This is a genomic window from Cyclobacterium sp. SOCE241 (assembly GCF_056867545.1).
Window position 1 is genome coordinate 2,365,922 of the sequence record NZ_CP149779.1, and the last position, 25,247, is coordinate 2,391,168.

Consider the following 25,247-nt stretch of genomic DNA (forward strand, 5'->3'; position numbering starts at 1 on the left):
AAAATTGAAACAATCAGGTCAAACTAATTTTAATTTTATAAATCATACATATTAAAAAATCATGGCAAAGGAATAAATTGCGTAATAAGGAATAAACAAAGCTGAAACTGGAATTAAAGCGCATCTTTTAAAAGCCTTTCATAAATAGGTTGACACTCCTTCAATAACGGGATCAACCGTTCCGGGAAAGTTATATCCTTTTGTCGATAAGGCTGAAAACCGGTGGATAAATGTACATTTTTATACCAATACTTGGCCCAAACCCCATCTTCCGGAATAGGCCCTTTTTGCCAGGAAAGCATGGCATGGTCAAATGGAATATCCAAAAAGTTGCAGAGTTTATACAACTGATCCTCAGGATGTTTCAAAACTTTCTTGGCATCTAAAACCACAAAAGGAAGCTTTATAGAAGTAAAATAATCTAATAATTCCAATTGTATGGCATATCCAATATCACTCATCTGAGGCTCCTCAATCACCTCTGAAAATGACATCAACATATCCTTAGGGTCTCTTGTTAGGATAACATTGGCTCCAGATTTCATAAAATCCCAGTCAAGACCGATAAGGTGATGACTCATGTTCTTAAAGAAGGTTACCTGCTTTTTACCTTCCTTTTGCATCCCTTCTATTACTTTCTCCCCGTTGACCTCCATGCTTGAAAGGATATCATCTGCTCCGGGATGTAGGGGCTTGGCCGGAGAACGAGTCAAATAATGCGCATACAAAGGCTCATCAACAACAACTGTATCTTGCCGCTGAGCAAAACTATACATTAAGGCTGTGGAAATATTTCTGGGTCCTGACCAAAGAAATACCTTCTTGTCTCTCGAATTCAAAATGATTATTTTAATTGTTCGGCAACCAACCCTTCATAGAGTTTACGCAAATTAGTGGTAACAGGTCCACAGGCTCCATTACCTATGGATTTACCATCGATTTTAACCACAGGAGTAAGTCCTCCAAATGTACCTGTAACAAAGGCTTCGTCTGCCCCATAAACATCGAACAAGGAGAAGTTTTTTTGAAAACAACTTATCCCATTCCGGGAACAAACTTTAATCACATTCCCTCGGGTGATGCCATTCATACAATATTCTCCTGTAGATGTCCACACTTCTCCCCCTTTTACCATAAAAAAATTGGTTGCATTGCAGGTGGCAACAAAACCATTAACATCCAACATCAAAGCCTCATCAGCTCCTGCTTCTATTGCTTGAATCAAAGCTTGTACTTCATGTAGTTTGCTATGGCAATTCAATCTGGGATCTAAGTAATCCGGCGCCCCCCTTCGAATGGTACTGGTAAAAAGACTTATACCTTGAGTCTTACTTTCTTCTGCTGCCGCTTTGAACTCTGCGATAATTACAAGGTTGGGCCCGGAAATAGTAAGTCTTGGATCCTGAGAAGGCGTTTTTTAATTCCTCTGGTAAGCATGGCTCGAACATGCACATCATTTTTCATACCATTGATCTTAAGGGTACGATGAACATTGTTTATCAATTCTTCCTTGGAGAATGGAATATCAATTCCTATCACCTTGGCGGATTGCCAAAGTCTATCCAAGTGTTGATCAATAAAAATTAGCTTGCCTTGATGTACCCTAAAAGCTTCCCAAACGCCATCTCCAACTAGGTATCCACTGTCAAAAACTGATATCTTTGCCTCCCTTCGATCATGAAACTCTCCATTGATAAAAATTTTGATAGTCTCATTTCTAACATCATCTATTGCTTGATGCGTGCCTTTAACCATAAGTCGTTAAATAAATGTGATTCTTGAAGGTAAACAATCGATCTAAATCTTCCCTAATCAATAGCTAATTTTTCAATGCTATTCAACTCAGGATTTCCTCCCCTATTGCCACATCCAGCTGCTAAATATAAATTCTCGTCAATCAATACTGCCGGAAAACCATGTCTTCCCCTATTTAAATGATTCAATAACTTCCATCCATTCTCAGGATGAAAATACTCAACCTCTGAATGTGCTTGTACTTGTGCATCACTTTCTCCACCAATTACTAAAAAACCTTCCTTATAAGGAATCGTAGTACTTCCGGCTCGTTCTGTAGGTAATGGGTAATTTTCTAGCGTAGACCATTTTTCAGTAGAAAAATCATATACATCTAGTTCAGGATATGTAAGTTCGAACCCATGACCTTCTTTGGCAAAAGAACGTCTTCCTCCTACTGCATATAGTTTATCATCTACTACTACAGCCTGAAAGTGATCCCTTAGTCTAGGCATCGAAGGAAGGGTTTTCCATGCTCCGGTTTTAGGGTCATATTCATCCACATAATCTCTATTGTCTGCCCAATGTCCGTCTTGCGCACCACCTAAGAGATAAAATTTATCCTTATAAACGACCAGTCCGGCTGCCCCCTTCTTCTTTCTGCAGGGATCTCATGACTCTTGGTCCAAGAATCTTTCTCTGGATCATAAATATAGACATTTTCAACGGGGGTCTCATGGGGATATCCTCCAGTAAAGGCACCAATTACATAAATTTTCCCTTTGTAACTTACCGCCTGAAAATGATGCATTTCAAAAGGAGCACCATTAAGTTTTGTCCAGTTATTTTTGGCCGGATCAAATACCTCAACAGGCTTATCTCCTCTACCTCCCATTAAATAGAATTTACCGTTTACTGCTGCACCGGAACATTCATGCCTCTTTGTGCAAGTAATTTCAGGTTTTAATGTTTCCCAAGTTTGCGCTTGACCAAATGTAGCGATAAGAGCTAATGCGAATGTAAAAACTAACTTTACCATAATTGATTTTTCTGGTTTGACTAAAGATGATCCATTTACAAGTACAATGCTTAAAATTACGAATTTTACCGGCCTCTTTGTACTTCCATGAAAATAAAAGAAGGCAGAATTTTTAGACCGACCGTATGGGTAGCCATTAAGATCGGTCATTTTACGTTTATTATAAAGATGGCATCCACTAAAAAGGCTACCCTTATAATTTAAATTTTAACCCCTATTTTCTATCTATACACAATCTTATATTTTGTTAAAATTAAGGTTAACAGATGTTAATAAAGATTTTTTATAAACCCACTTGCATATCTTCATGAAAGCCTTGCATTAAAAAACATGAGAATGAAACCCATCTTGTATTTGATTTCAATACTTTTTACAGGATTTCCTGCCTTCGGAGAAAAAGATCCAGAAAAACCATTCCTTCTTAAAGGCAGGTTACTAGATGCAAATTCCATACAACCAATTGGAAATGCTCATATACATTGGAGCAAAAACCACGCAGTAAGTGATGAGGAGGGGAAGTTCTCTATTTGGGTAAATGATAAAACCTTACTTAATATCTCCCATATAGCTTATACATATACAAATTATGAAGTCAATCACAATGATGACAGTATCATCACTATCTTTCTAAAGCCTGCTGTTACGGAACTGGAAGCGGTTACTGTACGTGTTTTACCGGATGAGCAAACCTTTAAACAACAGGTTTTAGCAGCAAAAACCCCATTTTATAAGGAAAATCAGCGGTTAAAAAGCAACCTCCAATTCATGAAAAACATACACCATTTGGCATATTATTATGACATGAACAGTTATGACAAACTTTTATCCACTTTAGACAATAAGGGTTCAATGGTGCTTTTCTCAACCAACCCCTTATTAGGTATTAAAGGATTGATTCGTCTGTTAAAACAAAAACCTGATCTTCCTAAAAAAACCAGGTTTCCAAATTCTTATGCTATCCCTTTATACCCTTATCAAAGGGAAAAAGGTGGATTTCAAAAATACTTCGAGTAGACAAATATTACCCGAGTAAATACTTTTTAAACTGCTCGTAATCATTTTCCATAAAAGTAACCTTTTTCTCACCTTCCATAAATGCAGCTAACCTTTCTGGCAAAACCAAAGCTTCCCCCAGAGCATCTTCAACGGTACTTCTAAATTTACCCGGATGTGCAGTTTCCAGAAAGACTCCTTGATAGGTATCAGGGTCCTTGTCCATAAAAGCTTTAAGGCCAAGGTAGGCTACAGCTCCGTGTGGATCCATGGTATAGCCTGTTTGGGCTTTCACATTTACCATGGCTTCTTTTGTGCTTTCATCAGTGTAGAAACAGCCTTGAACTTTTTCCTTTAATTTCTCTTCATCTCCGCCAAACAAAGCCAACAACCTATAAAAATTACTTGGGTTCCCAACATCCATACTATTACTAATGGTTTGGATTGAAGGTTTCGGAGCAAATGCCTGTCCACTTAAATAATCGGGAACCACTTTATTCACATTGGTTGCGGCAATAAACATATCTATTGGCAAACCCATTCTTTCCGCCAATATTCCCGCTGCTAAATTCCCAAAATTACCACTAGGTACAGAAAAAGCAAGTTTTTTGTTCTCTTTTGGCAATCTTGAATAAGCATAAAAATAATACAGGCATTGAGGAATCCACCTGGCTATATTAATTGAATTGGCAGAAGTCAGTAAAAGTTTACTGTTCAATTCAGGATCCAAGAAAGCCTCCTTCACCATTTTCTGGCAATCGTCAAAAACACCTTCTATTTCAATTGCATGAATATTTTCACCCAAGGTAGTAAACTGCTTTTCTTGGAGTTCACTTACTTTACCAGAAGGATAAAGGATTACAACTTCAACACCCTCCACACCCAAAAAACCATTGGCCACCGCACTTCCTGTATCCCCGGAAGTAGCTACAAGCACCTTTATGGCTCCTTTATCCCGAAGCATACTCATTAATTTGGAACAAAACCTGGCCCCAAAATCCTTAAATGCCAATGTTGGTCCATGGAAGAGTTCAAGTGTAAACACATCCTGCTCTACCGGCACCACAGGAGCATCAAAATCCAATGTATGGTCAACCAAGGCTTTGATTTGGTCTTGGGATAAATCTTCGGAGAACAATGCTGAAATGACCTTATAGCCAATCTCCTTAAAAGAAAGCTTGTGTATGTTTGAAAAAAATCCGAATTCAAAACCGGAATTTTTTCAGGCATGTAAAGTCCTTGATCAGGAGCCAATCCTTTTATAACAGCCTCTTTTAAATCTACTTTATGATTCGGATTATTGGTACTATAATATTTCATTAGTAAATGACAGGTTTGTCAGGAATTAAATTTCTTCTTCAACGATATACGCTCCTCTAGTATTGATAGCGGAAACATATAGATCTATGGGCAGTTGTAATTTATCAAACACCTGTTGGGAAAGCCGGCTTACCTCCCAAGCAATTTCCTCCGTAGGAGACAACACAAATAGTGTAGGTCCGGAACCTGAAATACCACATCCCAAAGCCCCAGCAGGAACAATTCCTACCTTTACTTCATCATAACCAGGAATTAAAATAGACCTGGAAGGTTCTGCTATCACATCATTCAGGGAACGGCTAATTAAGGCCATGTCTTCCTGAAACAACCCGGCCACGAGACCTGCAATATTACCCGATTGGGTTGTTGCATCTTGCAAAGTCACATTTCTTCTTAAAACACTTCTTGAATCAGAGGTATTCAATTCCAAATGTGGGTGAATCAAGGTACAATATAGTCCTCTAGGAACATGTAATGGAATGACATCTAAAGGTTGGTATTCACGAATCAAAACGAAACCACCCAATAAAGAAGGTGAAATGTTGTCGGCATGTCCTGCACCACAAGCAATCCTTTCAGACTCAATACCGAATGGCAATAAATCCTTTTTTCATAGGGATTTCCCAGTAGCGTATTGGTAGCTACCAAGGCAGCAACAGCACTTGCTGCACTTGACCCCATCCCACTCCCTAAGGGCAATCCTTTGTACAACTCTATTTCTAAACCACCTTCAAAACCAAGGTCTTCAACCATTGCTTTAACAGCAACACTACAGGTGTTTTTTTCTGATTCATAAGGTAACTTCCCGTTGTCACCTTCAATTTTAACAACCCGAACCCCTGGTTTATCGGAAAGGGCTACACTTACCTTGTCTCCTAAATCCTCAATTGCAAAACCTAAAATATCAAATCCGCAAGAAACATTGGCTACAGTAGCTGGTGCAAATGCAGTAACTTTTTGCTTGTCCATATTATCTTGAATAATTACCTAACCTAATAATATCTGCAAATACGCCTGCCGCGGTCACATCTGCTCCTGCACCAGGCCCTCTTATGATCATAGGAAACTCGTGGTACCTTTCTGTTGTAAACAAAATCATATTGTCACTTCCTTCCAAAGAATAAAATGGATGCTTTTTGTCAACAGATTTTAATCCTACTTCAGCCTTACCATTCTCTAAAACAGCCATAAACCTAAGGGTTTCTTCTTTTTCCTTGGCTTCCTCAACCAAACTCTTGAAGTGGGGATCATGCGATTTTAACTTTTCCAAAAATTCCTCTACCGATTCAATATCTTGGCAGTCCTCAGGAACCATACTCTGAATACTTACATCCGAAAAATGTAAATCTTGTTCCGCTTCTCTGCCTAATATTAGAATTTTTCTCGCTACATCCATCCCGCTTAGGTCATCTCTTGGATCCGGTTCAGTAAATCCTTTTTCCTTGGCTTGAGTTACCACTTCACTAAAGGGAGTACCTTTGCTCAACTCGCTAAAGATATAATTCATTGAACCACTTAGCACACCTTCTATTTTGAGCACTTTGTCTCCACTTAATATAAGATCTTGTAGGGTACTGATAACCGGTAGTCCTGCAGCTACATTGGTTTCATAAAGAAACTTGATATTTCTTTGGCCTGAGAGTTTCTTCAAAGATTTGTAGTTTTCCAAAGAACTTGAATTGGCTTTTTTATTGGGTGTAACAATAGCCACCTTAGAAGTAAGAACCCTTTCGTAGGTATCTGCCACATCTTGGCTTGCAGTACAATCTACCAATACAGAATTGGAAAAGTTCATACTGTTCATTGTATTCAAAAATACAGTAAGGTCCATGGGTAGGTCTTCGCTAGAAGGGACAGGAATGGAACTAAGATCAAAGCCATCTTCATCAAAAGCCATAAAACGAGAATTCGCAAGTCCATGGATCTTGATATCCAGCATATAATCCTCTTGCAATTTATTCAATTGATTTTGAATCATTGAAATCAAGGTCTTACCGATAAGCCCAACTCCAATCAGAAAAACGTGCAATACTTTATTGTCAGAAAGGAAAAAGGCCTCATGCAATGCGTTTAGGCCTTTTTGCAGGTCAGACTGTTTAATTACTGCAGAGATATTTAGTTCTGAACTTCCCTGAGCCACTGCCGAAACGTTAATATTGTTTCTCCCCAGAGCTTGGAAAAGCCTCCCGCTTGCTCCCGGGTGGTGTTTCATGTTTTCACCTACCACAGCAATTACAGACATGTTGGGCATGATTTGAACTTTGTCCATCTCACCGGCAAGTATTTCATAATGAAACTCATTCTCCAAAACCTCACGAGCAAGATCTGAATTTTCACTTTTTATTGCAATACAGATACTATGTTCTGAGGATGCTTGACTAATTAAGACAACATTGATATCTGCTTTAGCCAATGTTCCAAAAACTCTACTACTTACCCCAATCACATCTACTAAACCTGAACCTTGAACATTTAATAGGCTGATATGATTTAAGGATGAAATCCCTTTTATTAACTTGGTATTTTCCGGTTTTTCACAAATAAGGGTACCTTCCTCCTCCGGCTGGAAAGTATTTTTGATATAAATTGGGATCTTTCTCTTCATCGCGGGTTGCATGGTTGCCGGGAAAACCACCTTGGCACCAAAATGAGAAAGTTCCATTGCTTCATTGTAGCTCAATTGAGGGATGGTGATGGCAGAATAAACCAACCTTGGATCTGCAGTCATTACACCAGTCACATCAGTCCAAATCTCCAAACTATCGGCTTTCAGGGCCGCTGCAAAAATTGCTGCAGTATAATCGGATCCACTTCTTCCTATGGTAGTAGTTTCTCCCTTATCGGTAGAAGCTACAAAACCGGTTACAACAAGAACTCCAGGGTTTTTGCTGTAATAATCATAGATCAATTGATTGGTTGTAGGGAAATTTACCTTGGCATTTCCAAAGCGGTCATTGGTTCTGATAACTTCTCTGGCATCTAAATAATGGGTACTGATTTTATTTTCACGTAAGGCCTCAGCCATAACATAAGTGGAAATTCGCTCACCGAAACTAACGACATAATCAGAGGTTCTGGGAGAAAACTCTTTAATCAAGAATATACCATTAAACAGATCTTCCAATTCATTGAACCTGACCTTTACAAAGGTCAATACTGCAGACTGCTTTCTTACAGGTATCAAATCCTTTACAAGTTGAAGATGGCGCTTTTCTAAGGAGAGTAAAAGCGCTTGGTATGCCAAGTCATTTTCTTTGGCAAGATGAGCACACTTCAATAGGTCTTCGGTAACACCACCAAAAGCCGAAAACACGACTGCTATCTGATCATCTTCGGATGCTTTCTTTACGATAGAAAGAACATTCTTAATTCTTTCCAAATTGGCGATGGATGAACCTCCAAATTTTAATATTTTCATTGCTATTCTTTATCAGTTAAAACGGTTAACAAAAGCCTGTGAAAGGCCTCCTTTGTCGGGGGCAATATGTAGGAATGCACGGGATTACCCCGTAATACCTGTAGTTGTGGTGGTATTGCCACTAAAAAATAGACTGCAGTCGATTGACCGAAAAGATTCGGTGAATGAAATTTCTTGAATTTTGTTTACTGCGAAAACCATGATTGATCGTTTGAAGGGACAATTCTAAGGACAAATTTTATATATCACAAGTTTTTTAGATTAGAAATCCCTTATTCAATAAAGATTAAAAAACTGATAACCACTCAAACAAGTTCCTTCAAAGCGATTATCATTGAATTATTCCGATTTTAACAAAGCTTTTTAGCACCAAAAAACCTTAATAGAGCATATTAAGCCTGTTTACATACCCAATAACAAAAAAGTTTGGTTTTGTGAATGGAACGAAAGGCGAAAACCAAGCTGAGATAGAATTTTAATAATGGTAATGAAATTTTCCATTCATAAAAGGCCTTGAAAAACAACATGAAAATGAACATGCTATTTTTCAACGCCAATACCACATTTTATAATTTCTCAATGGCACCTCCAATACTTTCTTTGACATCAATTATTTTCGGCTCTCCTTTATAATTAACCCGTCCTCTGGTAGCTGCTGTACCTTTAAGCGATTCTGTCACTTCAAATACACCACTCGCATTGGTGTTTGTCCTAATTTCTGCATGCTCTACAACCAACTCTTCTCCATCTATTTCTGCATTTGTAAAGGCATTATAGTCTAGATTAACTGCAGTTCCTTTGACAAACATTCTGGCATTGGTTTCAGCTTCCAACATTAAATTTTCAGCTTTCACCTCGATTTCAAGGTATCCATTACTTGCAACTGTTAAGTCAATGTCCTTATTTTCTATCAGGTCTTTTACAAAAACTTTGGCTCCGGAAGACACCTCGATCTCGTTCAATTGAACATAGGTAACTACCACCTTAACAGCACTGGACTTGGGTTTACTCCCATCCACTTCAAGTTCCAATCTCCTCTTATCCACTGAAGAAACTATTTGGTCAAGACCAATTCCCGAAGCAGTAATGGTAATTTCTTGCTTTTCCCCTTTTTGAAGTTCCACCTCTATGGCATCACTAACATCTAGTTGATCAAAAGCATTAAGCGTTCTTGTCTCAGTATTGGTTTGGGCTTTGGCTCCAATAAAAGCCATTACCACAATAAGAAGGGATAAAATAGTCGTTTTCATAATTCAATTTTTATAGGTAATTAAATGACACCACCATACAACTTAAAGGTCATGTTCCTTAATGCAGCATTGGTGGCTGCGTAATGCATGGCTTCAGCAATTTCAAAAGGTTTTACCCAATCTGAAAAATCCGAATCTGGCATGGAGGCTCTATTTTGTGGCGTATCAATTATACTTGGAACAAAAACATGAGATCTGATTTTAGAATCTGCAGTTTCATTGGCAATAAGGTCTGCTAAATTCATTACCATACTTTTGCTCAAAGCATATGCCAAAACATCTTTTCCTTCACCGGCATTTAATGCAGGTTTAGCCCCCACAAACAAAAATGTTCCATTATTGGCCTTTCTCATTAACGGTAAAAAATGTTTAACCATATTGAATGCACTAAAAAAATTCAATTGGATCATATCCTCCATGTCTTTGCTGGATGTTTGTTCTATCCCACCCATAGCAAAACCTCCTACCAACAATGCCATGCATTCAAGACTCCCATACTGCATTTGGTATTCCTTACTAAAATCTTTAACAGATTGTTCTTCAGTAACATCAACTTGGTAGACATCATCAGCCTCTTCTACTTCCTGATCACTCCCCGGAATGGTAATGGCAATAACTTTAAAACCTTCTCTTTTAAATTTACTTACTACAGCACTTCCCAAATTGCCTGCACTTCCGGTGATGATTATATTTCTATTCATGTGATTGTATTGTTTGGTTTTTATGCGGTATTTTTGTCTTTCTAGTGGACAAAACATAAAAGTAAGCTTTATTTTTAAAAATATAATGGAAACTGAAAAAAGCGTATTGAGGTCAATGAGCGTAGAAAGCGGATAATATTTGTTTTGAAGGTCCTTGCTTACTTTGCTTTTCTAGTCTTGCAAGAAACTATAGAACCAAGCAAAAACTTGTTGTATTCCAGGCTTTACAATATAGCAGATGCTTTAACTTTTCTTCTCGCTGGTAATATTCTCGTCTCTCTAGGTAGAATATTTTTGGTTAGGTTTTATTTAAGAAAAACCAAAACCATCTCTCTTCATAACAATTTTGTTTTGGGAATTAATAGAATTGCTCACTTGTTAAATGTGATTATTCTGTTGATCGCCTTGATGATATTTTTTGAAATCGATCCCAAAGAATTCCTTTCGAGCATTACCATCGTTGCTGCTGCTATTGCTTTACTATCCAGAGATTACATCATTAATATGCTCAATGGGCTTATTATTATGTTTTCTGATCAAATTACCCTTGGTGACTATATTAGAGTAGGAGAACATCAAGGACGAATCAAAGACATCACCTTATTAAATGTGGTATTGCTAAATGAAGATCATGATCTGGTAATGATACCTAATAGTCTGATGCTCACAGCCAATGTAGTGAACTACAGCAGGCAAAATATAAGGAAATTAACCTTTGATTTTGAGACCACCAACCATTCATCTTTGGATGTGGATGAAATGGAGAAAAAACTAAAATTAATCATCGAACCCTACAACAAAGAAGTACTTAGTGAAAGTCTCTCTCTCAAGACGATAAGCATTTTAAAGGATATTGTAAAAATGAAACTACAAGTCCAACTAAGTAACCCTTCCAAGGAATCTGAAAGGAAAATTAGACGTATTATCAACCAATCTATCATAAAGTTATCCGGCGATGAAATCAAATGACAACTTTTTCGCTCAAGTTTATCAGGTTGTAAGGCTTATCCCTTCGGGAAAAGTTACTACCTATGGTGCAATTGCTGCCTATCTTGGTAGCAAAGGCAGTGCACGAATGGTAGGCTGGGCGATGAATGCTGCTCATGGTTTAAAAGATGTACCTGCCCATAGAGTAGTGAACAGAAATGGAATGCTTACCGGAAAAAATCATTTTTCCACACCAAATTTGATGCAAGAACTCCTTGAAAAAGAGGGAATTTATGTGGAAGATAATACTATTATTAATTTTGAAAATTTATTTTGGGACCCGGCTTTAGCCTTAGAATTATAATCGCCTGACAATAAACACCTAAGTAATCTGAACAAGACTTCAACTTAACTTTCCAATCATTCTCTAATTTAGATACACTTTTTTTAATAAAACAGTCTTTTTATTATCTGAAAATTAATTATGCATTAATTTAACTAAATAAAAGCAACAAACTCAACACTTTACTAGGTGATTAAAACCCTTTATTTTAGATTTGAAATACAATTATCAAAAGACCAAAAAATTTTAAGCAACTATTATGGCACGATAATGGTTAATTGAAACATCAGCTTTTGAATAGCGAAATTTAAAATATTTTATGTCCACTACAATCACCGAAAAAAACCACCTGCCTCGGGCAGAAAATACATTCCGAAAACAAATAAGTCAAAGGGACTATATGTAAAAAACTTCCCGGATGCAATTTTTAATGAATCTCAGCAATTACTCAAAAGAACCTTTGATGTAACATTAAGTATTGTATTAACGGTATTGATCTTTTCTTGGCTGTTTCCCTTAATTGGATTATTAATTAAACTAACTTCTTCAGGACCCGTATTTTTTCAACAATTGAGACATGGGAAAGATAATGTCCCCTTTTATTGTTATAAATTCAGGACAATGTATGTCAATGATCAGGCGGATACCAAGCAAGCGACTAAAGATGACCCAAGAATTACTTGGATCGGGAAATTTTTAAGAAAATCTAGCTTAGATGAACTACCGCAATTCTTTAATGTAATCAAAGGTGAAATGTCTATCGTGGGCCCTCGCCCTCATGCTATGCCGATGAACTATAAATTTTCTGCAGAAATTGATAATTTCATGTTTCGTCATACAGTAAAACCGGGCATTACAGGCTTGGCACAAGCCAAAGGGTTTAGAGGAGAAACGAAAGATTTTTATGACATCTATTCCAGATGTAAGTTAGATATCTTTTATGTCAAAAATTGGTCGCCAATATTAGATATTAAAATCATTATCTGGACTGTCTTCTCATTGCTTTTAAGCAAGAATGACGTTTATTAAGCCTTCAAAATTCACTTTCCAAGCGATTATTTATATTGTACCTAGCTCCCTCATTCCCCCTTACAAAGAGCTTATTTGAAACATGTAAATTATGTATATTCTATCGATCTGTTGATCTTAATCTAACTAACCATAATCCGATAAACATTAGCAAGCCGTTTAATATCAACAATTCAAAACCAAACTTATACCCCCAAAACCATTTTTCTGACTGGGATGAAATAAAAAATGAAATCAATGGAGCTATTACTGCCAAGTACGGCACCCAAGGATCTTTCACTTTGTATCTGGTAAATAAACCGAAAGAATAAAGACCCAACAAGGGTCCGTAAGTATAGCCTGCAATTAGGAAAACCGCATTGATTACACTTTGATCGTTAATCCAACGAAATAATAAGATCACAAAGAACATTAACAAAGTAAATCCGAGATGCACTGCTTTTCTGGTGGTCAAGGCTTTTTCTTTGTCAGGATTTTTATCTATTTGAAGAAAATCATAGCAAAAGGAGGTAGTAAGAGCGGTAAGTGTGGAGTCGGCACTGCTGTAGGCTGCAGCAGTTATCCCCAAAACAAAAACAATTCCAGCAAAAGTAGAAAAATGAGATGTAGCCAATAAGGGATACAAATCATCTGTTCGTTCAGGGATGGCAATTTGGTTGGTTTCCGCATACATGTACAATAGTACACCTAGGGCCAAAAAATAAGGTTTACCAAAACCAAAATATTGGTAAACCAAAACATATTTTTTTGGGCATCCTTCAGGTTTCTACATGTTAGATTTTTTTGCATCATATCCTGATCCAGACCGGTCATTACTATGACAATAAACATCCCGGAAAAAAACTGCTTAAAAAATTAGTCCCACTTTTCCAGTCCCAATTAAAGATTTTTGAATAAGGTTGTTCCGATACCTTTACCATCAAATCACCTACTCCGGTAATATTAAGTTCCTTTGACACCAATACAATACTTACCAAGACAGCCAAAAGCATAAAGAAGGTTTGCAAGGTGTCTGTCCATACCACAGTCTTTATCCCACCTCTAAAGGTATACAACCAAATGAGTGTAACGGTAATTAACACTGAAACCCAGAAAGGAATACCCCATTGATCAAATAAGATAATTTGTAATACGCCCGCCACTAAGAACACTCTTATAGAAGAGCCCAAAGTACGAGATAAGATGAAAAAGAAAGCTCCAGTCTTATAGGACCAAAATCCAAACCTCTCTTCCAAGTATGCGTATATCGAGACTAAATTGAGCTTGTAATAAAGAGGGAGTAACAGCTTGGCAATCACTGCATAACCTACAGTATACCCTAACACCAATTGAAAATAATAGAAATTACTATTACCTACTTCCCCGGGAACTGAAATAAAAGTAACGCCTGACAACGATGCACCTATCATTCCAAAAGCCACTAAAAACCAAGGTGATTTTCTATCACCGGTAAAAAATGTGTCGGAGGTTAAATCCCTTGAAGTAAACCAGGAAATAAGGAACAACAGTAAAAAATAAAATGTTATAACAATTAATACCAGATTTGAGTCCATAATGCTTTCCGCTAAAGGGCAATAAAATTGGGATTATTTATTAACTTTGCAAAATGAAACCTTTAGAACATTTATTTGAATCCGAAGAAGAATTACTCGTAGAAGAACTTGTAGACAAGGAAGAACATGACTTGGTGGTTTTTAATGATGATGTCAACACTTTTGATCATGTATCCAAGGTTTTAATTAAAGTTTGTAAGCATACTCAAGAACAGGCGGAGCAATGCACAATGATCATTCATTATAAAGGCAAATGTTCTGTGAAAAAAGGAAGTGTAAGTAAACTTAAGCCAATGTGTGAATCTATTCTTGAAGCAGGCATACAGGCGACAATTGTTTAAATCATACGTTAATTGAACTTTCCTTCCAAATTAATTGAAGATGCTGTAACAGAGATAAGTCGACTTCCCGGCATTGGAAAAAAACTGCCATACGACTTACATTACATTTGCTCAAACAAAAGGAGCCTGTAACTACAGCGCTTACAGATTCATTATTAAACCTTCGTAAAAACATTCAATACTGTGAAGTCTGTCACAATATTTCAGACAGTACCATTTGCAGCATATGCGAGGGGAATAAAAGGGACAAAAGTGTAATCTGTGTGGTGGAAGACCTTCCAGATGTATTGGCTATAGAAAATACCAACCAATATACAGGGCTGTACCATGTTTTGGGAGGGGTTATCTCTCCTATCCAAGGAATTGGGCCTGATGAACTGAAGATTGAATCACTAATCAAACGCATCGATTCTCCCAGCAATGAAACTCCTGTCGATGAGATTATTTTGGCCCTTCCGGCTACCATGGAGGGTGATACTACTTCTTTTTTCATCACCAGAAAATTAAAAGATAAAAACATTAAAGTTTCTTCCATCGCCAGAGGTATACCTGTTGGAAGCGAATTAGAGTATACGGATGAAATCACCTTAGGGAGAAGTATTCTGACTCGCATAAAATATTCTACAGAATAATTTGATGGTTTAAAATACCTATCTATATTTGCACTCCATTTCGGGGGATTAGCTCAGTTGGCTAGAGCGCTACACTGGCAGTGTAGAGGTCATCGGTTCGAATCCGTTATCCTCCACTTTTGGTTTCCAGCTATAGTTGGAAACCTTTTTTTATTTTGGAATTTTTTTTATTCTTTTTATTGTTATAAATTATATATTGCCAAATCATTATAAATTGGCTGAACATCAATTTTTTTTTATTCTTTAAAATATACTGGCGTTACGATACTCATTATTATTTAATCACTGGCCTACCCAATAAGAGTGATTCATAATAACCCGGTTTTATTGGAAATTAACTATTAGCTTATGTCTTCTCACTTATCTAAAAATTCGATCCTTTTTTTATTCTTTTTTTCCAATTTTTACGCTTTATGCACAAATAGAAATTCAAAAGCTAGAAGGATCAATCAGTACTAGCTCTAGTGCCTCTCAAACAGGCATGGAAAAAGCGATAGATGGATCGCTCAACACCTCTTGGTTATCCACCAATCCTTTCCCAACAAATTATTATTCCAACGATTACCAAAACTTAATCCTTCAACCTGAACGGATCCTAACCAGTAACATATCTCCTGAAACAAGCAACTCCTTTCAACCTAACAATACAAACCCGGCAGAAGCTTTTATTGATTTTTCTTCACCGGAAAACATCTATTTATTGGGATTGAAGATCAATGACTTGCAAGAAAAGGTAAGTATTTCCTTTTTGGATAATGATGGAGTAATTACGCTAAAAGAATATTTACCGGGACAGAAATACAATCATATTAGGTTTGAAGTCAATCTTCAAAATATTGTAAAAATAACACTGAGTAGTATTTCCGCATTTACGATAAGTGATATCGCCGTATTAGGAAGCACACCCAAAGAATACATTACCTTAGATTTAGGCGACAACTACCTGATCAGTGAGGTAAAAACCAAGCATTGGGCTGGAAATGACAATGCATTGTCCACACAATTGCTTGCTGGAAAGCATCTGGATAGTTTGAAAATAGTTGCTCAATTGCAGCCGAATGAAGTCTCTTTTATCAGTACCGCCTTCGCTGAACCAATAGTAGCCAGGTACCTAAGAATTGTACATGAGGTGGTTCCTGAAAACTATAAAAAGGTTAGTGTTTTTGAATTTGAAGTCTATGGGAATGGTTTAGTCGCCGAAACTCCAATAGATCCTGAACCCACACCTGAAACCACTTGGGACCCTAATGCAGGTTTATACGAAACCCTGTCTAAAAGTGCCACTGTTTCTGCCAGTTCCTCTGCTAACAATGCCCAAAATGCCCCTGAAGCGGTTAAAGATGACAACAATGCAACGGCATGGTTATCTACCAACCCCTTGCCAGATGCCTATGTAAGCAATGAGCGCCAAAACATTTTCTTGAACAAAGTCGGTATTGCATCCAATGGTGAACTTATGGAAAATGCAACGGATGGCAACCTTGGAAACAGCACTCCTACCTTAACACCCCTTGAGGGTGAAGCTAGCTTCACTTTAGATTTTGCACCGGTTAAAATACATAGGCTAGGTTTGAGATTGGTAAACAATCACATTGAACCTGTCAACATATATGTAATCAACCAGCTTGGGGACACTCTTTCAGTAACCTACACTACCGATGATATGGGTCATATTCGGTTTCCCGTTGAAATGGAGGATGTAACAAAAGTAAGTTTGACTTCCACTGCAGCATTTAGCATTCAGGAAATTGCCGCCTATTCAGAGCCATTGTCAGAGTACATCACTTTGGACCTTGGTGAAATCAAACCTGTTTCGTGGATTGCTGCCAAGCAATGGAATGGTAACAATACTGCCGTTTCTTCGAAATTATGGGTTGGCCCGGACCTGGACAGCTTAATTTTACTTGCAGAATTGGATCCCAATTCATTGGATATACATAACATAGAACTTCCTGAGGATAGCCAAATCAGGTTTATAAGATTGGAACAGCAATTGGTTGATATCAACTATAAAAAAGCCACAGTTCAAGAGCTTACCGTTTACGATCAATTTGGAAATTACGGCCCACCTCCTGTACCAAAGCCTCAAAGCTCTAGTTTTGGGAAGCTCTTTGGTGTCAATACAGTTTGGGCTTGGGGCACCAAGAAAGTCCCCAATTTACAGGGACCGGACGAAGGCGCTCAAAAATTTATTCGAGCAGCAAGTCAGGCAAGAAATTACCACAATATTCATTGGGATACTGCAGATCCTGACATCACGCCTTCTTATGGGGGCGAAAACCCCGATGTATTACGTCCTTGGACCCAATGGACAAGGGAGTATAAAGACTGGATTGATAAAGGCTTCGAAGTAGATGCGACATTTACTTTTGACAGGTTTATCGAATCTGTTTGGGATCAACCTTTTTCCTCCGGCTATGGACTTGGGCATGCCTTTGCAAGTACCTTTGGACCAAGTCATGAAAATTTAATCCGCACAGTAGAAGTAGGCAATGAACCATGGGATTACAGTGACTCTACTTACAGAAAGATACTGGAAGGAACAGCTCAGGGACTAAAAACTGCAGACCCCTTGTTAAAAGTTTTACCTGCTGCTTTACAAGCATCTCACCCGGTAACAAGTACAGGCCACAAAAACTATATGGGTACAAAATTACATGAGGCTGCCGCACCCTATCTTGATGGGATTAATTTACACCTTTACAGCTATTACAGAAACGATGAAGGAGCTAGGATTGCCGTTCACCCGGAACATCCTGCCTCTGAAATGAGGGCTCTATTTTCGGGCATTCGCTTTAGAGATGCTAATATGCCCGGAAAAGAAGTGCATGTAACAGAATGGGGATGGGATGCCTCCAGTGAAAATGAAGCCGCTGTTAATTCCGAAGCCGTAAGTGCCATCTCACAGGCAGTGTATGCATTGAGAGGCTTGTTTTGGCTAAGTAGAATGGGGGTTGACAAAGCGCATTGGTACTTCTTTGCCAATGTGGACACCCTGGCCGGAATTGATCCTATCAATTATCAACGGTCAGGGCTGACAGAATCTTTGCACTACGACTTTAAAGAAAAACGTGCTTTTACTGCAATGGAAGCCATGCAAAATAGAATGGGAAATCTCTTTTTGAAGACGTAATCAGAGAAGATGAGCAGGCATATATTTACCAACTCCGCAATGAAGATGGAGATTTGTCACATATCATAGCTTGGCGGCCGGTTTCGGGAGATGATAGTTTAACAGTCAATTTCCAACTTCCAGCCGCATCCCCGGCGCAAAACGCATGGTATTTGTCTGGAATATTACCAACTGGGGAAGAGATTGACATTTCGTATACCAATGGTCAACTCACATTACCTTTGTCTTCCAAACCCCTTTTAATACACTTAGGTGATTCAATTCAAAGCAATACGGTACCAGTAGAAGGACAACTTAGGGTGATAAAAGGAGAAGATCATGCTTTTAACCTTAAGCTAAACACTTCAGTCCCTTTGCTCAGTGCAAACGAAATTCAATTGACCCATGGGTCAGGGACAATATCAAATGCTGATATTCACTGGATTCAAGAGTCTCCTCTGATCTGGAAGGGGCAATTGAGTGAGCTAGATGCCGGCAGCTATAATGCTCAAGCTATGTTGGGAGAAGAAGGGGCTGTTACCAATAGGGTATCTATTGACATCCCTCATAAATTTACCTTATCACCCAACCCTACACAAGGGAAATGTGTATTGAGGTTGACTGAAGCCTACACTGCACCTACAAAGATTTCTATTTTTAGGTTAGATGGATTAAAAATCGAAACCTTTTCCCTTCCGGCACTTTACCCTGCTATGGAACTGAATCTAAGTCATTTAAAAAACGGGACTTACTTGATTCGAATAGAAAATCCCGATTTTGTAGGCCAGCAAAAATTTATTAAGAAATAACTCAGGTTTCCCCTGAACTTTAGGTATTTGGAAAAATAATAAAACCGGTGATAGCTTAGCAAGGCAGGCAAAGCTATCACCGGTTTTATTTTAATACTTTATGTCTTTCAAAAGGAACTGTTCTATCAAAAATAAATCGGTAGGTATGGTGTGTTTTATAAATGGAGGCATTCAACTGCTCACATACCCGCATCATTTTAGGGTTAAAATCTCCGACCCAATTCATTTCAATGGTTTGATAAGCTAATTTTTTCTCAGCTATATTATCCCTAAACTCAGTTACCATGGCACTTTCTACTCCTTTTCCTTGAAATTCGGGCACCACTCCAAAAACCAATCCCAGCATTTTGTTGGGTGGGTTAAAAGTTTTATTCCATAGAAATTTCAATTTCCCTATCCAATCCATCTTTCCATCCACATATTTAAATAATTGATTGATTTCAGGAATACTAATAAAAAAGCAAATAGGATCTCCTTTATAAAAACCGAAATAGACAAGATGAGGATCTATGATAGGTTTCATCGAAGAAAGCATCAATTTTGCTTCCCTTTCAGAAATCGTTTTTCCCAGGTGCGCGGCCCAAGCTTTATTGTAAACGGTCATAAAGTATTCAGGGAATTTTTCCCAAAGCTCCTTCCCTTTGAGGTACCTGAATTGGAAATTTTTATCTTGTGCGATAATGGAGGCACGCTTTTCAATCTTGGGATCTACTTCGACACCTTTGACATTCCTACTGTAGGTATATTGCTTAAAATAGATTTGAAAACCGTAAGCCTCAAAAAAGTCTTTATAATAAGCAAAATTCCAGTGCATATTATAATTCGCCGGGGAAAACCCATCAACTAAGAGCCCCCACCATTTGTCTCTTTCCCCAAAATTCACCGGACCGTCCATGGCCTCCATACCTTGCGCCTCTAGCCAGTCTCTTGCAGCATCAAATAGCACAAAAGCCGCTTTTTGGTCATTGATACATTCAAAAACCCCATCCCTCCGGTTGGAATTTTCTCTTTCCATTTTGGGTTGATAAAAGCGGCGTTTCTACCAATTGTATTTCCTTGATCATCTAACAACAACCAACGAATGGATTTGCCTCCACTTTTAAAGAGTTTGTTGGTTTCAGGGTGAAAAAGATCTTCTATATCTTTATCCAGGGGTCTGATCCAATTTTTTCATTTTTATAAAGCCTAACGGCCAATTGAAAAATTCTTTTTGATGTGCCGGGGTGGTGACTTCCTGTAAATACATGAATTGAACAACTATTTTAATCTTTTAACAATGCTTTGATAACTAGGCCTGATGATAGGCTAAATGACTTCTCCGTAAAGGTCAAATTCGGTAGCCTCAGTAATTTTAACATTGACGAAATCTCCCAACCTACAATAAAATTTACTGGCATCTATCAGCACCTCGTTGTCTACCTCCACAGAATCATAAGCTGTACGTCCTACAAAACGGCCATTTTCTTTTTTATCAATCAATACCTTAAATTCCTTTCCTATTTTTTCCTGATTGAGTTCAAAAGAAATCTGTTCTTGAATTTCCATCAGGCGATTGGCTCTTTCTTGTTTGACATCCTGAGGCACACTATCCTCCAAGCCATAGGCATGTGTATCTTCTTCGTGGGAATAGGTAAAGACCCCTAATCGTTCAAATCGCATGCGCTCCACAAAATCTACCATTTCTTCAAATTCTGCCTCTCCTTCTCCGGGGTGCCCGGTGATAAGCGTGGTCCTAATCGCAATGTCAGGGATTTTACTTCGGATTTCATTGATCAAGGCCTCCTGTTTTTCACGTGTAGTGCCCCTTCTCATCGTTTTTAACACCTCGGTAGATCCATGCTGCAAAGGAATATCCAGATAATTGCAAATATTGTCCCTTTCTGACATTACTTCCAAAACATCCATGGGAAAGCCTGTCGGGTAAGCATAATGCAACCTTATCCATTCCAACCCTTCTACATCCGAAAGGGCGCGCAATAGATCTGCAAGTCTTCTTTTTTTGTAAAGATCCAAACCATAATAGGTAGAATCTTGAGCGATCAATAGTATCTCCTTTGTTCCTCCGGCCACTTTGTGCTTGGCCTCTTTTACCAATTCTTCAATTGGGCGAGAAACATGTCCACCTCTCATAAGGGGAATGGCACAAAAAGAACATGGCCTGTCACAACCTTCTGAGATTTTCATGTAGGCGTAATGCGAAGCGTGGCTTAGCAACCGCTCCCCCACCAACTCATGCTTATAATCAGCCTTAAATTTCTTTAATAATGCAGGGAGTTCTCTGGTTCCAAAAAAGGCATCGACCTGAGGAATTTCAACTTCCAAATCATCCTTATACCGCTGAGAAAGGCATCCTGTTACATAAACTTTATCCACCAAACCCTGATCCTTTGCAGTAGCATATTCTAAAATTGTATTGATAGATTCCTGCTTCGCATTGTCTATAAATCCACAAGTATTGATGATCACTATATTATTGTCCTCAGCACTTGATTCATGCCTGGCATCAATACCATTTCCTTTCAGTTGGCTTAATAGCACTTCAGAATCCACGAGGTTTTTGGAACAACCCATGGTGATGATATTGACTTTATCTTTTTTAAGGTTCTTGCTTTCATATCTTCCTGCAAAAGTACAAAATTACCCTGACAACCATTCTATACATCTCCCCTTTATAGGGCACAAAACAAAGTGTCTATAAAACGGCAAAACGGATTTTCCATAAAAAACGGGCTTTCTGAGCTGTATTAGGCGATTTTGGAGTAAAAATGGCGAATTACTACTATAATTCAAAACGGGCCAAAGTTCTATTTACTACCATCTTGCTACCACCATAAACTTAAGAATAAACTATAAATAGGCTTTAAATACCATTTAAGCCCCTAGAAACGGTAATAAAGGCCGATTTTAGGGGCTTTTTTTAGCTAAAAACAGAGTAAAATGGGCGCGTTTAAGGCGAAATTAAGCCGTGTTTAAAAACCATTTAAACGAAACTTATTTACAAGTAGGGGGACTAATAGGGGGACAAATAGGGGGACAAAATAAGGTAAAAAAGCCCTGCTTACTTACGGATAATACTAAAAAATAAAGGTTTAAAGTAGATATTTGGAACATTCAGGTACCTATAATACCCAATTAAAAACACAACAAAACAAAGGGAAATCAAGTATAACAGACTGATAAATAGGTATTTATGTAATAAAAACAACCAAAAGAAGTTTAAAAACGTGTGTGTGCATCTGTTTTACAATATTGAGGATGGACATTTAGGTGTTTTTTAGACCGTTCTTGGTCTAATTCCTTAATTAAAAAAGCAATTGTAGCTTCTTGGGAATTGACAATTGAAGTTAAGGAAGTTATCATTCCTTCAAGTACAGAGACATCTACCTCTGCTTTTTTAGATTGAGAGTTACATCCATAAGGGAGAGAATCCTCTTTAACTTCATCGTTTTTTTATCGGTTTCAATTGGAAAACCGGAATTGGATAAATCTCTATCAATCAGATCATTAAAGTTAATGTTAAAAATATTCACAAGCTTGTGAATAACATCTACATTTGGCTCTGTTCCTCGCTCGTAAGATGCTATATTGTCCCTAGAAAGTCCAACCATCTTTCCTAATTCTTTTTGAGAATACCCTCGATTTAATCTTAAGTATTTGATATTCAGGCCTAAATATTTCATTGTGTAAAAAAATCACAGTATTATTTGAAAATGTGAATCTAATTCACATACTTTGTGTAAGTATTAACAAATGTAGCAACAACTATGGTAAAAAAATGTCAGGTACCCGGAGAATAAACACCTAAAGATAGAGGTGGTGAAGTCAGAACGAACCATTACTGAGTTGGCAGAGAAAATAGGGTGCAGCAGAGTGGTACTAAGCAATACTGTCAACGGCAACTACAAGGGTATCAATATAGTACCCGCACTTAAGAAAGAACTAGGTATTAAATAACCTTAGTTATGAGAGCTATTCCTTATGACATATTCCAAAATAAAGTGGGTGTAAAGCTCAGCTTCCTTTTAACGGATGAGGAGAGAAAACACCCTAATAGTCTTGAGTTAATTAGTTATGATGCATATAAAAAGAAAAGCATTAGAAACCGAGGCTTTAGGCTAAAGAAAGGATGTGGCCCTGGTAATGAAGCTTTGATTAACTGGGAATCTATGCCTCATGAATGGCAGGAGCTATGCCGAGAGAAGCTAGGAGATCCACAAACAGACCATAACCCGCTTGAGAAGTTCTTTAAGATTTCAGCCGCTGCAAAAGCGTATTATGACGCCTACCAATTTGATAATGATGAGTACCTAAGTACTGAGCAGAAAAAGAAATACACACTAAATGCCTCTGTAATGGAAGCGGTAGTGGCCCTTAAGTCTTATAGGGAAGCACAACGCAAGAGCCGTGGCGGATCGATAAGGGGAATATGGGAAAGTCTGGCACATGATGTAGTTAATTTTCAGGATAGACTCAAAACACTGGGACATGGACAGCACACCTTGCCCGGATCAGTGAAACGCCTTCGCATGAGGTTTGACAACTTTAAAAAATTCTCTTACGAGGAGTTTGTGGATGGACGGAATAATAATAAAAACGCTCAGGTGGTCACTCCCGAAATGATAAACATCTGGCAAGCCATCTACGCAGGGCAAAGGAACCGTAAGCCAACCTATATAGAAGTTTCGATTAGGTATGATGCATTTCTAAAAGGAGACCTGGAGATTATCAGTAATGAGACCGGGGAGCTGTTTAATAGGGAAGACGAGGCTTATAAGCCAGTTAGTGAAAACACTGTATTTGCTTACCAGTCGGCTTGGGCGCAACGCTCTGTGGCCCACTCTATGAGGTCTGGTGACCGCCAAAAATTCAAATCAGCCTACGAACCATGGCATAAGCTTATCCAGCCCAAGTTTGCCGGATCTATTCTGTCTATAGATGATAGGCAGCCACCTTTTGAGTACGCTACGGGGAAAAGGATGTGGTTTTATAATGCCATCGACCTGGGTAGTGAGGCTTTTACCTGCTGGGTATATGGAGACACAAAGGAAGGTATTATCCACGAGTTTTACCGCCAGTTGGTAAGGAATTATACTGCTTGGGGGCTGAATATCCCACACGAACTAGAGTGTGAAAGCTCTCTGAATAGCCACTATAAAGACAACTTACTTGAAAATGGCGCAATGTTCCAAGAGGTTAGAATCGAAGCGAATAACGCAAGGGGTAAGCGAATAGAGGCTTACTATAAACCGCTTAGATACAACTTTGAGAAAGAAGAGGACGGGTGGATAGCCAGACCGTTTGCGCTATCGGAATCTAACCAGAAAGGGCCGGGCAAGGTAGAGAAGTTTTCCAAAGACGAGATCGTTAAAAAAGCCTTAAGGGCAATTGAGAGGTGGAATAATACGCTTCACTCTAACCAGGAGCTTCACCCGGGCATGAGCCGTTGGGATGTGTTTATGGATAAGCAGCACCCCGAGCTAAAGCCTACAAACTGGGCGGGTATTCTCCCCACTTGGGCTATCACACAGAATCTTCTATGAACCTGGGGAGAATCACCCTACAAGGCAAACACAGGGTTGTGGGCTTTAATGGAGAGGTGGCACTAGGTGACCAGCTTATAGGTATAATGAAGCGCATAGAAGGCAAGAAAGTAGACATCTACTGGCTGGACGATAATAACGGGCAGGTGCTCAAGTCCCTGGTCTATGACAAGGAAGGTAACCTAATCTGTGAACTACTTGGTGACCTTGCTTACCACAGAGCCAAACTAGAAAGGACACCACAGTGTGAAGAGAACAGGCGCCTATTCTCTGAGTACAAAGTGAGCGTGGATGCTTACATCAAGCGAAATGCCCGCAATATAGAATCAGTAACGCTGATAGAAAAACCGAAACAAATTTCAAAACGCTTTGTGATGCCGGGCTTAGAAAGCTATGAGGAGCCTACCACGGCACCAGAAGTATTGCCGGAGCTAGACGAGGCTACCGAAAGGCAATACACGAAAAGCTATAACACAAGTACTGCATCCAGATTTTAAACTAAAAAG

Annotated in this window: 20 protein-coding genes, 1 tRNA gene and 5 pseudogenes; 12 read left to right on the forward strand and 14 right to left on the reverse strand. The window is 38.5% G+C overall.

The window, feature by feature from the left end:
• Nucleotides 1-113: 113 nt before the first annotated feature.
• From WG932_RS11755 to WG932_RS11775, 5 genes are read right to left on the reverse strand one after another with little or no spacing between them, the layout of a single operon-like run.
• Nucleotides 114-839: a sulfotransferase-like domain-containing protein gene (locus WG932_RS11755; protein WP_483088053.1), complete on the reverse strand. Its 726-nt coding sequence runs from the start codon at nt 837-839 to the stop codon at nt 114-116.
• Between the two features lie 5 nt (nt 840-844).
• Nucleotides 845-1,387: an aminotransferase class IV gene (locus WG932_RS11760; protein WP_483088629.1), complete on the reverse strand. Its 543-nt coding sequence runs from the start codon at nt 1,385-1,387 to the stop codon at nt 845-847.
• Nucleotides 1,366-1,755, reverse strand: a complete 390-nt coding sequence (locus WG932_RS11765; protein WP_483088054.1) for an aminotransferase class IV — start codon at nt 1,753-1,755, stop codon at nt 1,366-1,368. Before WG932_RS11765 ends, WG932_RS11760 begins: the two co-directional genes overlap by 22 nt.
• Before the next feature lie 53 nt (nt 1,756-1,808).
• On the reverse strand, nt 1,809-2,372 hold the full coding sequence (locus WG932_RS11770; RefSeq protein WP_483088630.1) for a Kelch repeat-containing protein: 564 nt from the start codon (nt 2,370-2,372) through the stop codon (nt 1,809-1,811).
• A complete protein-coding gene (locus tag WG932_RS11775) occupies nt 2,339-2,773 on the reverse strand; it encodes a Kelch repeat-containing protein (RefSeq protein ID WP_483088055.1) in 435 nt (144 codons plus the stop codon). The genes WG932_RS11770 and WG932_RS11775 overlap by 34 nt, the downstream gene beginning before the upstream one ends.
• A 336-nt stretch (nt 2,774-3,109) precedes the next feature.
• Between WG932_RS11775 and WG932_RS11780 the strand changes: the two genes are divergently transcribed.
• A complete protein-coding gene (locus WG932_RS11780) occupies nt 3,110-3,787 on the forward strand; it encodes a carboxypeptidase-like regulatory domain-containing protein (protein ID WP_483088056.1) in 678 nt (225 codons plus the stop codon).
• A 7-nt stretch (nt 3,788-3,794) separates the two neighbouring features.
• On the opposite strand, the pseudogene thrC reads toward WG932_RS11780, so the two are convergent.
• From thrC to WG932_RS11805, 5 genes and pseudogenes are all read right to left on the reverse strand, one after another.
• Nucleotides 3,795-5,086, reverse strand: a pseudogene (gene thrC / locus WG932_RS11785) (threonine synthase).
• Between the two features lie 25 nt (nt 5,087-5,111).
• A pseudogene (locus tag WG932_RS11790) lies at nt 5,112-6,055 on the reverse strand (homoserine kinase).
• A gap of 1 nt (nt 6,056) precedes the next feature.
• A complete protein-coding gene (thrA, locus tag WG932_RS11795; protein WP_014018439.1) occupies nt 6,057-8,504 on the reverse strand; it encodes a bifunctional aspartate kinase/homoserine dehydrogenase I in 2,448 nt (815 codons plus the stop codon).
• A gap of 566 nt (nt 8,505-9,070) precedes the next feature.
• On the reverse strand, nt 9,071-9,754 hold the full coding sequence (locus WG932_RS11800) for a head GIN domain-containing protein (RefSeq protein ID WP_014018440.1): 684 nt from the start codon (nt 9,752-9,754) through the stop codon (nt 9,071-9,073).
• Between the two features lie 20 nt (nt 9,755-9,774).
• Complete coding sequence (locus WG932_RS11805) at nt 9,775-10,455, reverse strand: SDR family NAD(P)-dependent oxidoreductase (protein WP_041934903.1); 681 nt, start codon at nt 10,453-10,455, stop codon at nt 9,775-9,777.
• Between the two features lie 177 nt (nt 10,456-10,632).
• Here WG932_RS11805 and WG932_RS11810 point away from each other — a divergent pair, with 177 nt between their 5' ends.
• The 3 genes from WG932_RS11810 (at nt 10,633) to WG932_RS11820 (ending at nt 12,754) form a co-directional block, all read left to right on the forward strand.
• Complete coding sequence (locus WG932_RS11810) at nt 10,633-11,424, forward strand: mechanosensitive ion channel family protein (RefSeq protein ID WP_483088057.1); 792 nt, start codon at nt 10,633-10,635, stop codon at nt 11,422-11,424.
• A complete protein-coding gene (locus WG932_RS11815; protein ID WP_014018443.1) occupies nt 11,411-11,746 on the forward strand; it encodes an MGMT family protein in 336 nt (111 codons plus the stop codon). The genes WG932_RS11810 and WG932_RS11815 overlap by 14 nt, the downstream gene beginning before the upstream one ends.
• Before the next feature lie 471 nt (nt 11,747-12,217).
• Nucleotides 12,218-12,754: a sugar transferase gene (locus tag WG932_RS11820; RefSeq protein ID WP_483088058.1), complete on the forward strand. Its 537-nt coding sequence runs from the start codon at nt 12,218-12,220 to the stop codon at nt 12,752-12,754.
• Nucleotides 12,755-12,854: 100 nt separating this feature from the next.
• Here the strand turns inward: WG932_RS11820 and WG932_RS11825 are convergent.
• Nucleotides 12,855-14,307 (reverse strand): annotated as a pseudogene (locus WG932_RS11825) (sodium:solute symporter).
• A 53-nt stretch (nt 14,308-14,360) separates the two neighbouring features.
• Here WG932_RS11825 and WG932_RS11830 point away from each other — a divergent pair.
• The 5 genes and pseudogenes from WG932_RS11830 to WG932_RS11850 all read left to right on the forward strand — a co-directional run bounded on the left by WG932_RS11830 (nt 14,361) and on the right by WG932_RS11850 (nt 19,201).
• Complete coding sequence (locus tag WG932_RS11830; RefSeq protein ID WP_014018446.1) at nt 14,361-14,648, forward strand: ATP-dependent Clp protease adaptor ClpS; 288 nt, start codon at nt 14,361-14,363, stop codon at nt 14,646-14,648.
• A gap of 12 nt (nt 14,649-14,660) precedes the next feature.
• Nucleotides 14,661-15,280 (forward strand): annotated as a pseudogene (gene recR / locus WG932_RS11835) (recombination mediator RecR).
• A 42-nt stretch (nt 15,281-15,322) separates the two neighbouring features.
• Nucleotides 15,323-15,396: transfer RNA gene (locus WG932_RS11840), tRNA-Ala, on the forward strand.
• Nucleotides 15,397-15,761: 365 nt separating this feature from the next.
• Complete coding sequence (locus WG932_RS11845; RefSeq protein ID WP_483088059.1) at nt 15,762-18,413, forward strand: hypothetical protein; 2,652 nt, start codon at nt 15,762-15,764, stop codon at nt 18,411-18,413.
• A 53-nt stretch (nt 18,414-18,466) separates the two neighbouring features.
• On the forward strand, nt 18,467-19,201 hold the full coding sequence (locus tag WG932_RS11850) for a T9SS type A sorting domain-containing protein (protein WP_483088060.1): 735 nt from the start codon (nt 18,467-18,469) through the stop codon (nt 19,199-19,201).
• Between the two features lie 85 nt (nt 19,202-19,286).
• Here WG932_RS11850 and WG932_RS11855 read toward each other — a convergent pair.
• The 3 genes and pseudogenes from WG932_RS11855 to WG932_RS11865 form a co-directional block, all read right to left on the reverse strand.
• A pseudogene (locus WG932_RS11855) lies at nt 19,287-20,447 on the reverse strand (hypothetical protein).
• A 59-nt stretch (nt 20,448-20,506) separates the two neighbouring features.
• Nucleotides 20,507-21,778, reverse strand: a complete 1,272-nt coding sequence (gene rimO, locus WG932_RS11860) for a 30S ribosomal protein S12 methylthiotransferase RimO (protein ID WP_483088631.1) — start codon at nt 21,776-21,778, stop codon at nt 20,507-20,509.
• Between the two features lie 803 nt (nt 21,779-22,581).
• Nucleotides 22,582-22,881, reverse strand: coding sequence for a helix-turn-helix domain-containing protein (locus tag WG932_RS11865; protein WP_483088061.1), 300 nt, complete (start codon nt 22,879-22,881; stop codon nt 22,582-22,584).
• A gap of 136 nt (nt 22,882-23,017) precedes the next feature.
• Here WG932_RS11865 and WG932_RS11870 point away from each other — a divergent pair, with 136 nt between their 5' ends.
• Genes WG932_RS11870 through WG932_RS11880 form a run of 3 tightly spaced genes read left to right on the forward strand, consistent with a single transcriptional unit; the run spans nt 23,018 to nt 25,238 of the window.
• Nucleotides 23,018-23,155 (forward strand): hypothetical protein, encoded by a 138-nt coding sequence (locus tag WG932_RS11870; RefSeq protein WP_483088062.1) that lies wholly within the window; start codon nt 23,018-23,020, stop codon nt 23,153-23,155.
• 8 nt (nt 23,156-23,163) lie between these two features.
• Nucleotides 23,164-24,741 (forward strand): hypothetical protein, encoded by a 1,578-nt coding sequence (locus WG932_RS11875; protein WP_483088063.1) that lies wholly within the window; start codon nt 23,164-23,166, stop codon nt 24,739-24,741.
• Nucleotides 24,738-25,238, forward strand: coding sequence for a hypothetical protein (locus WG932_RS11880; RefSeq protein WP_483088064.1), 501 nt, complete (start codon nt 24,738-24,740; stop codon nt 25,236-25,238). Before WG932_RS11875 ends, WG932_RS11880 begins: the two co-directional genes overlap by 4 nt.
• The last annotated feature ends 9 nt before the right edge of the window (nt 25,239-25,247 follow it).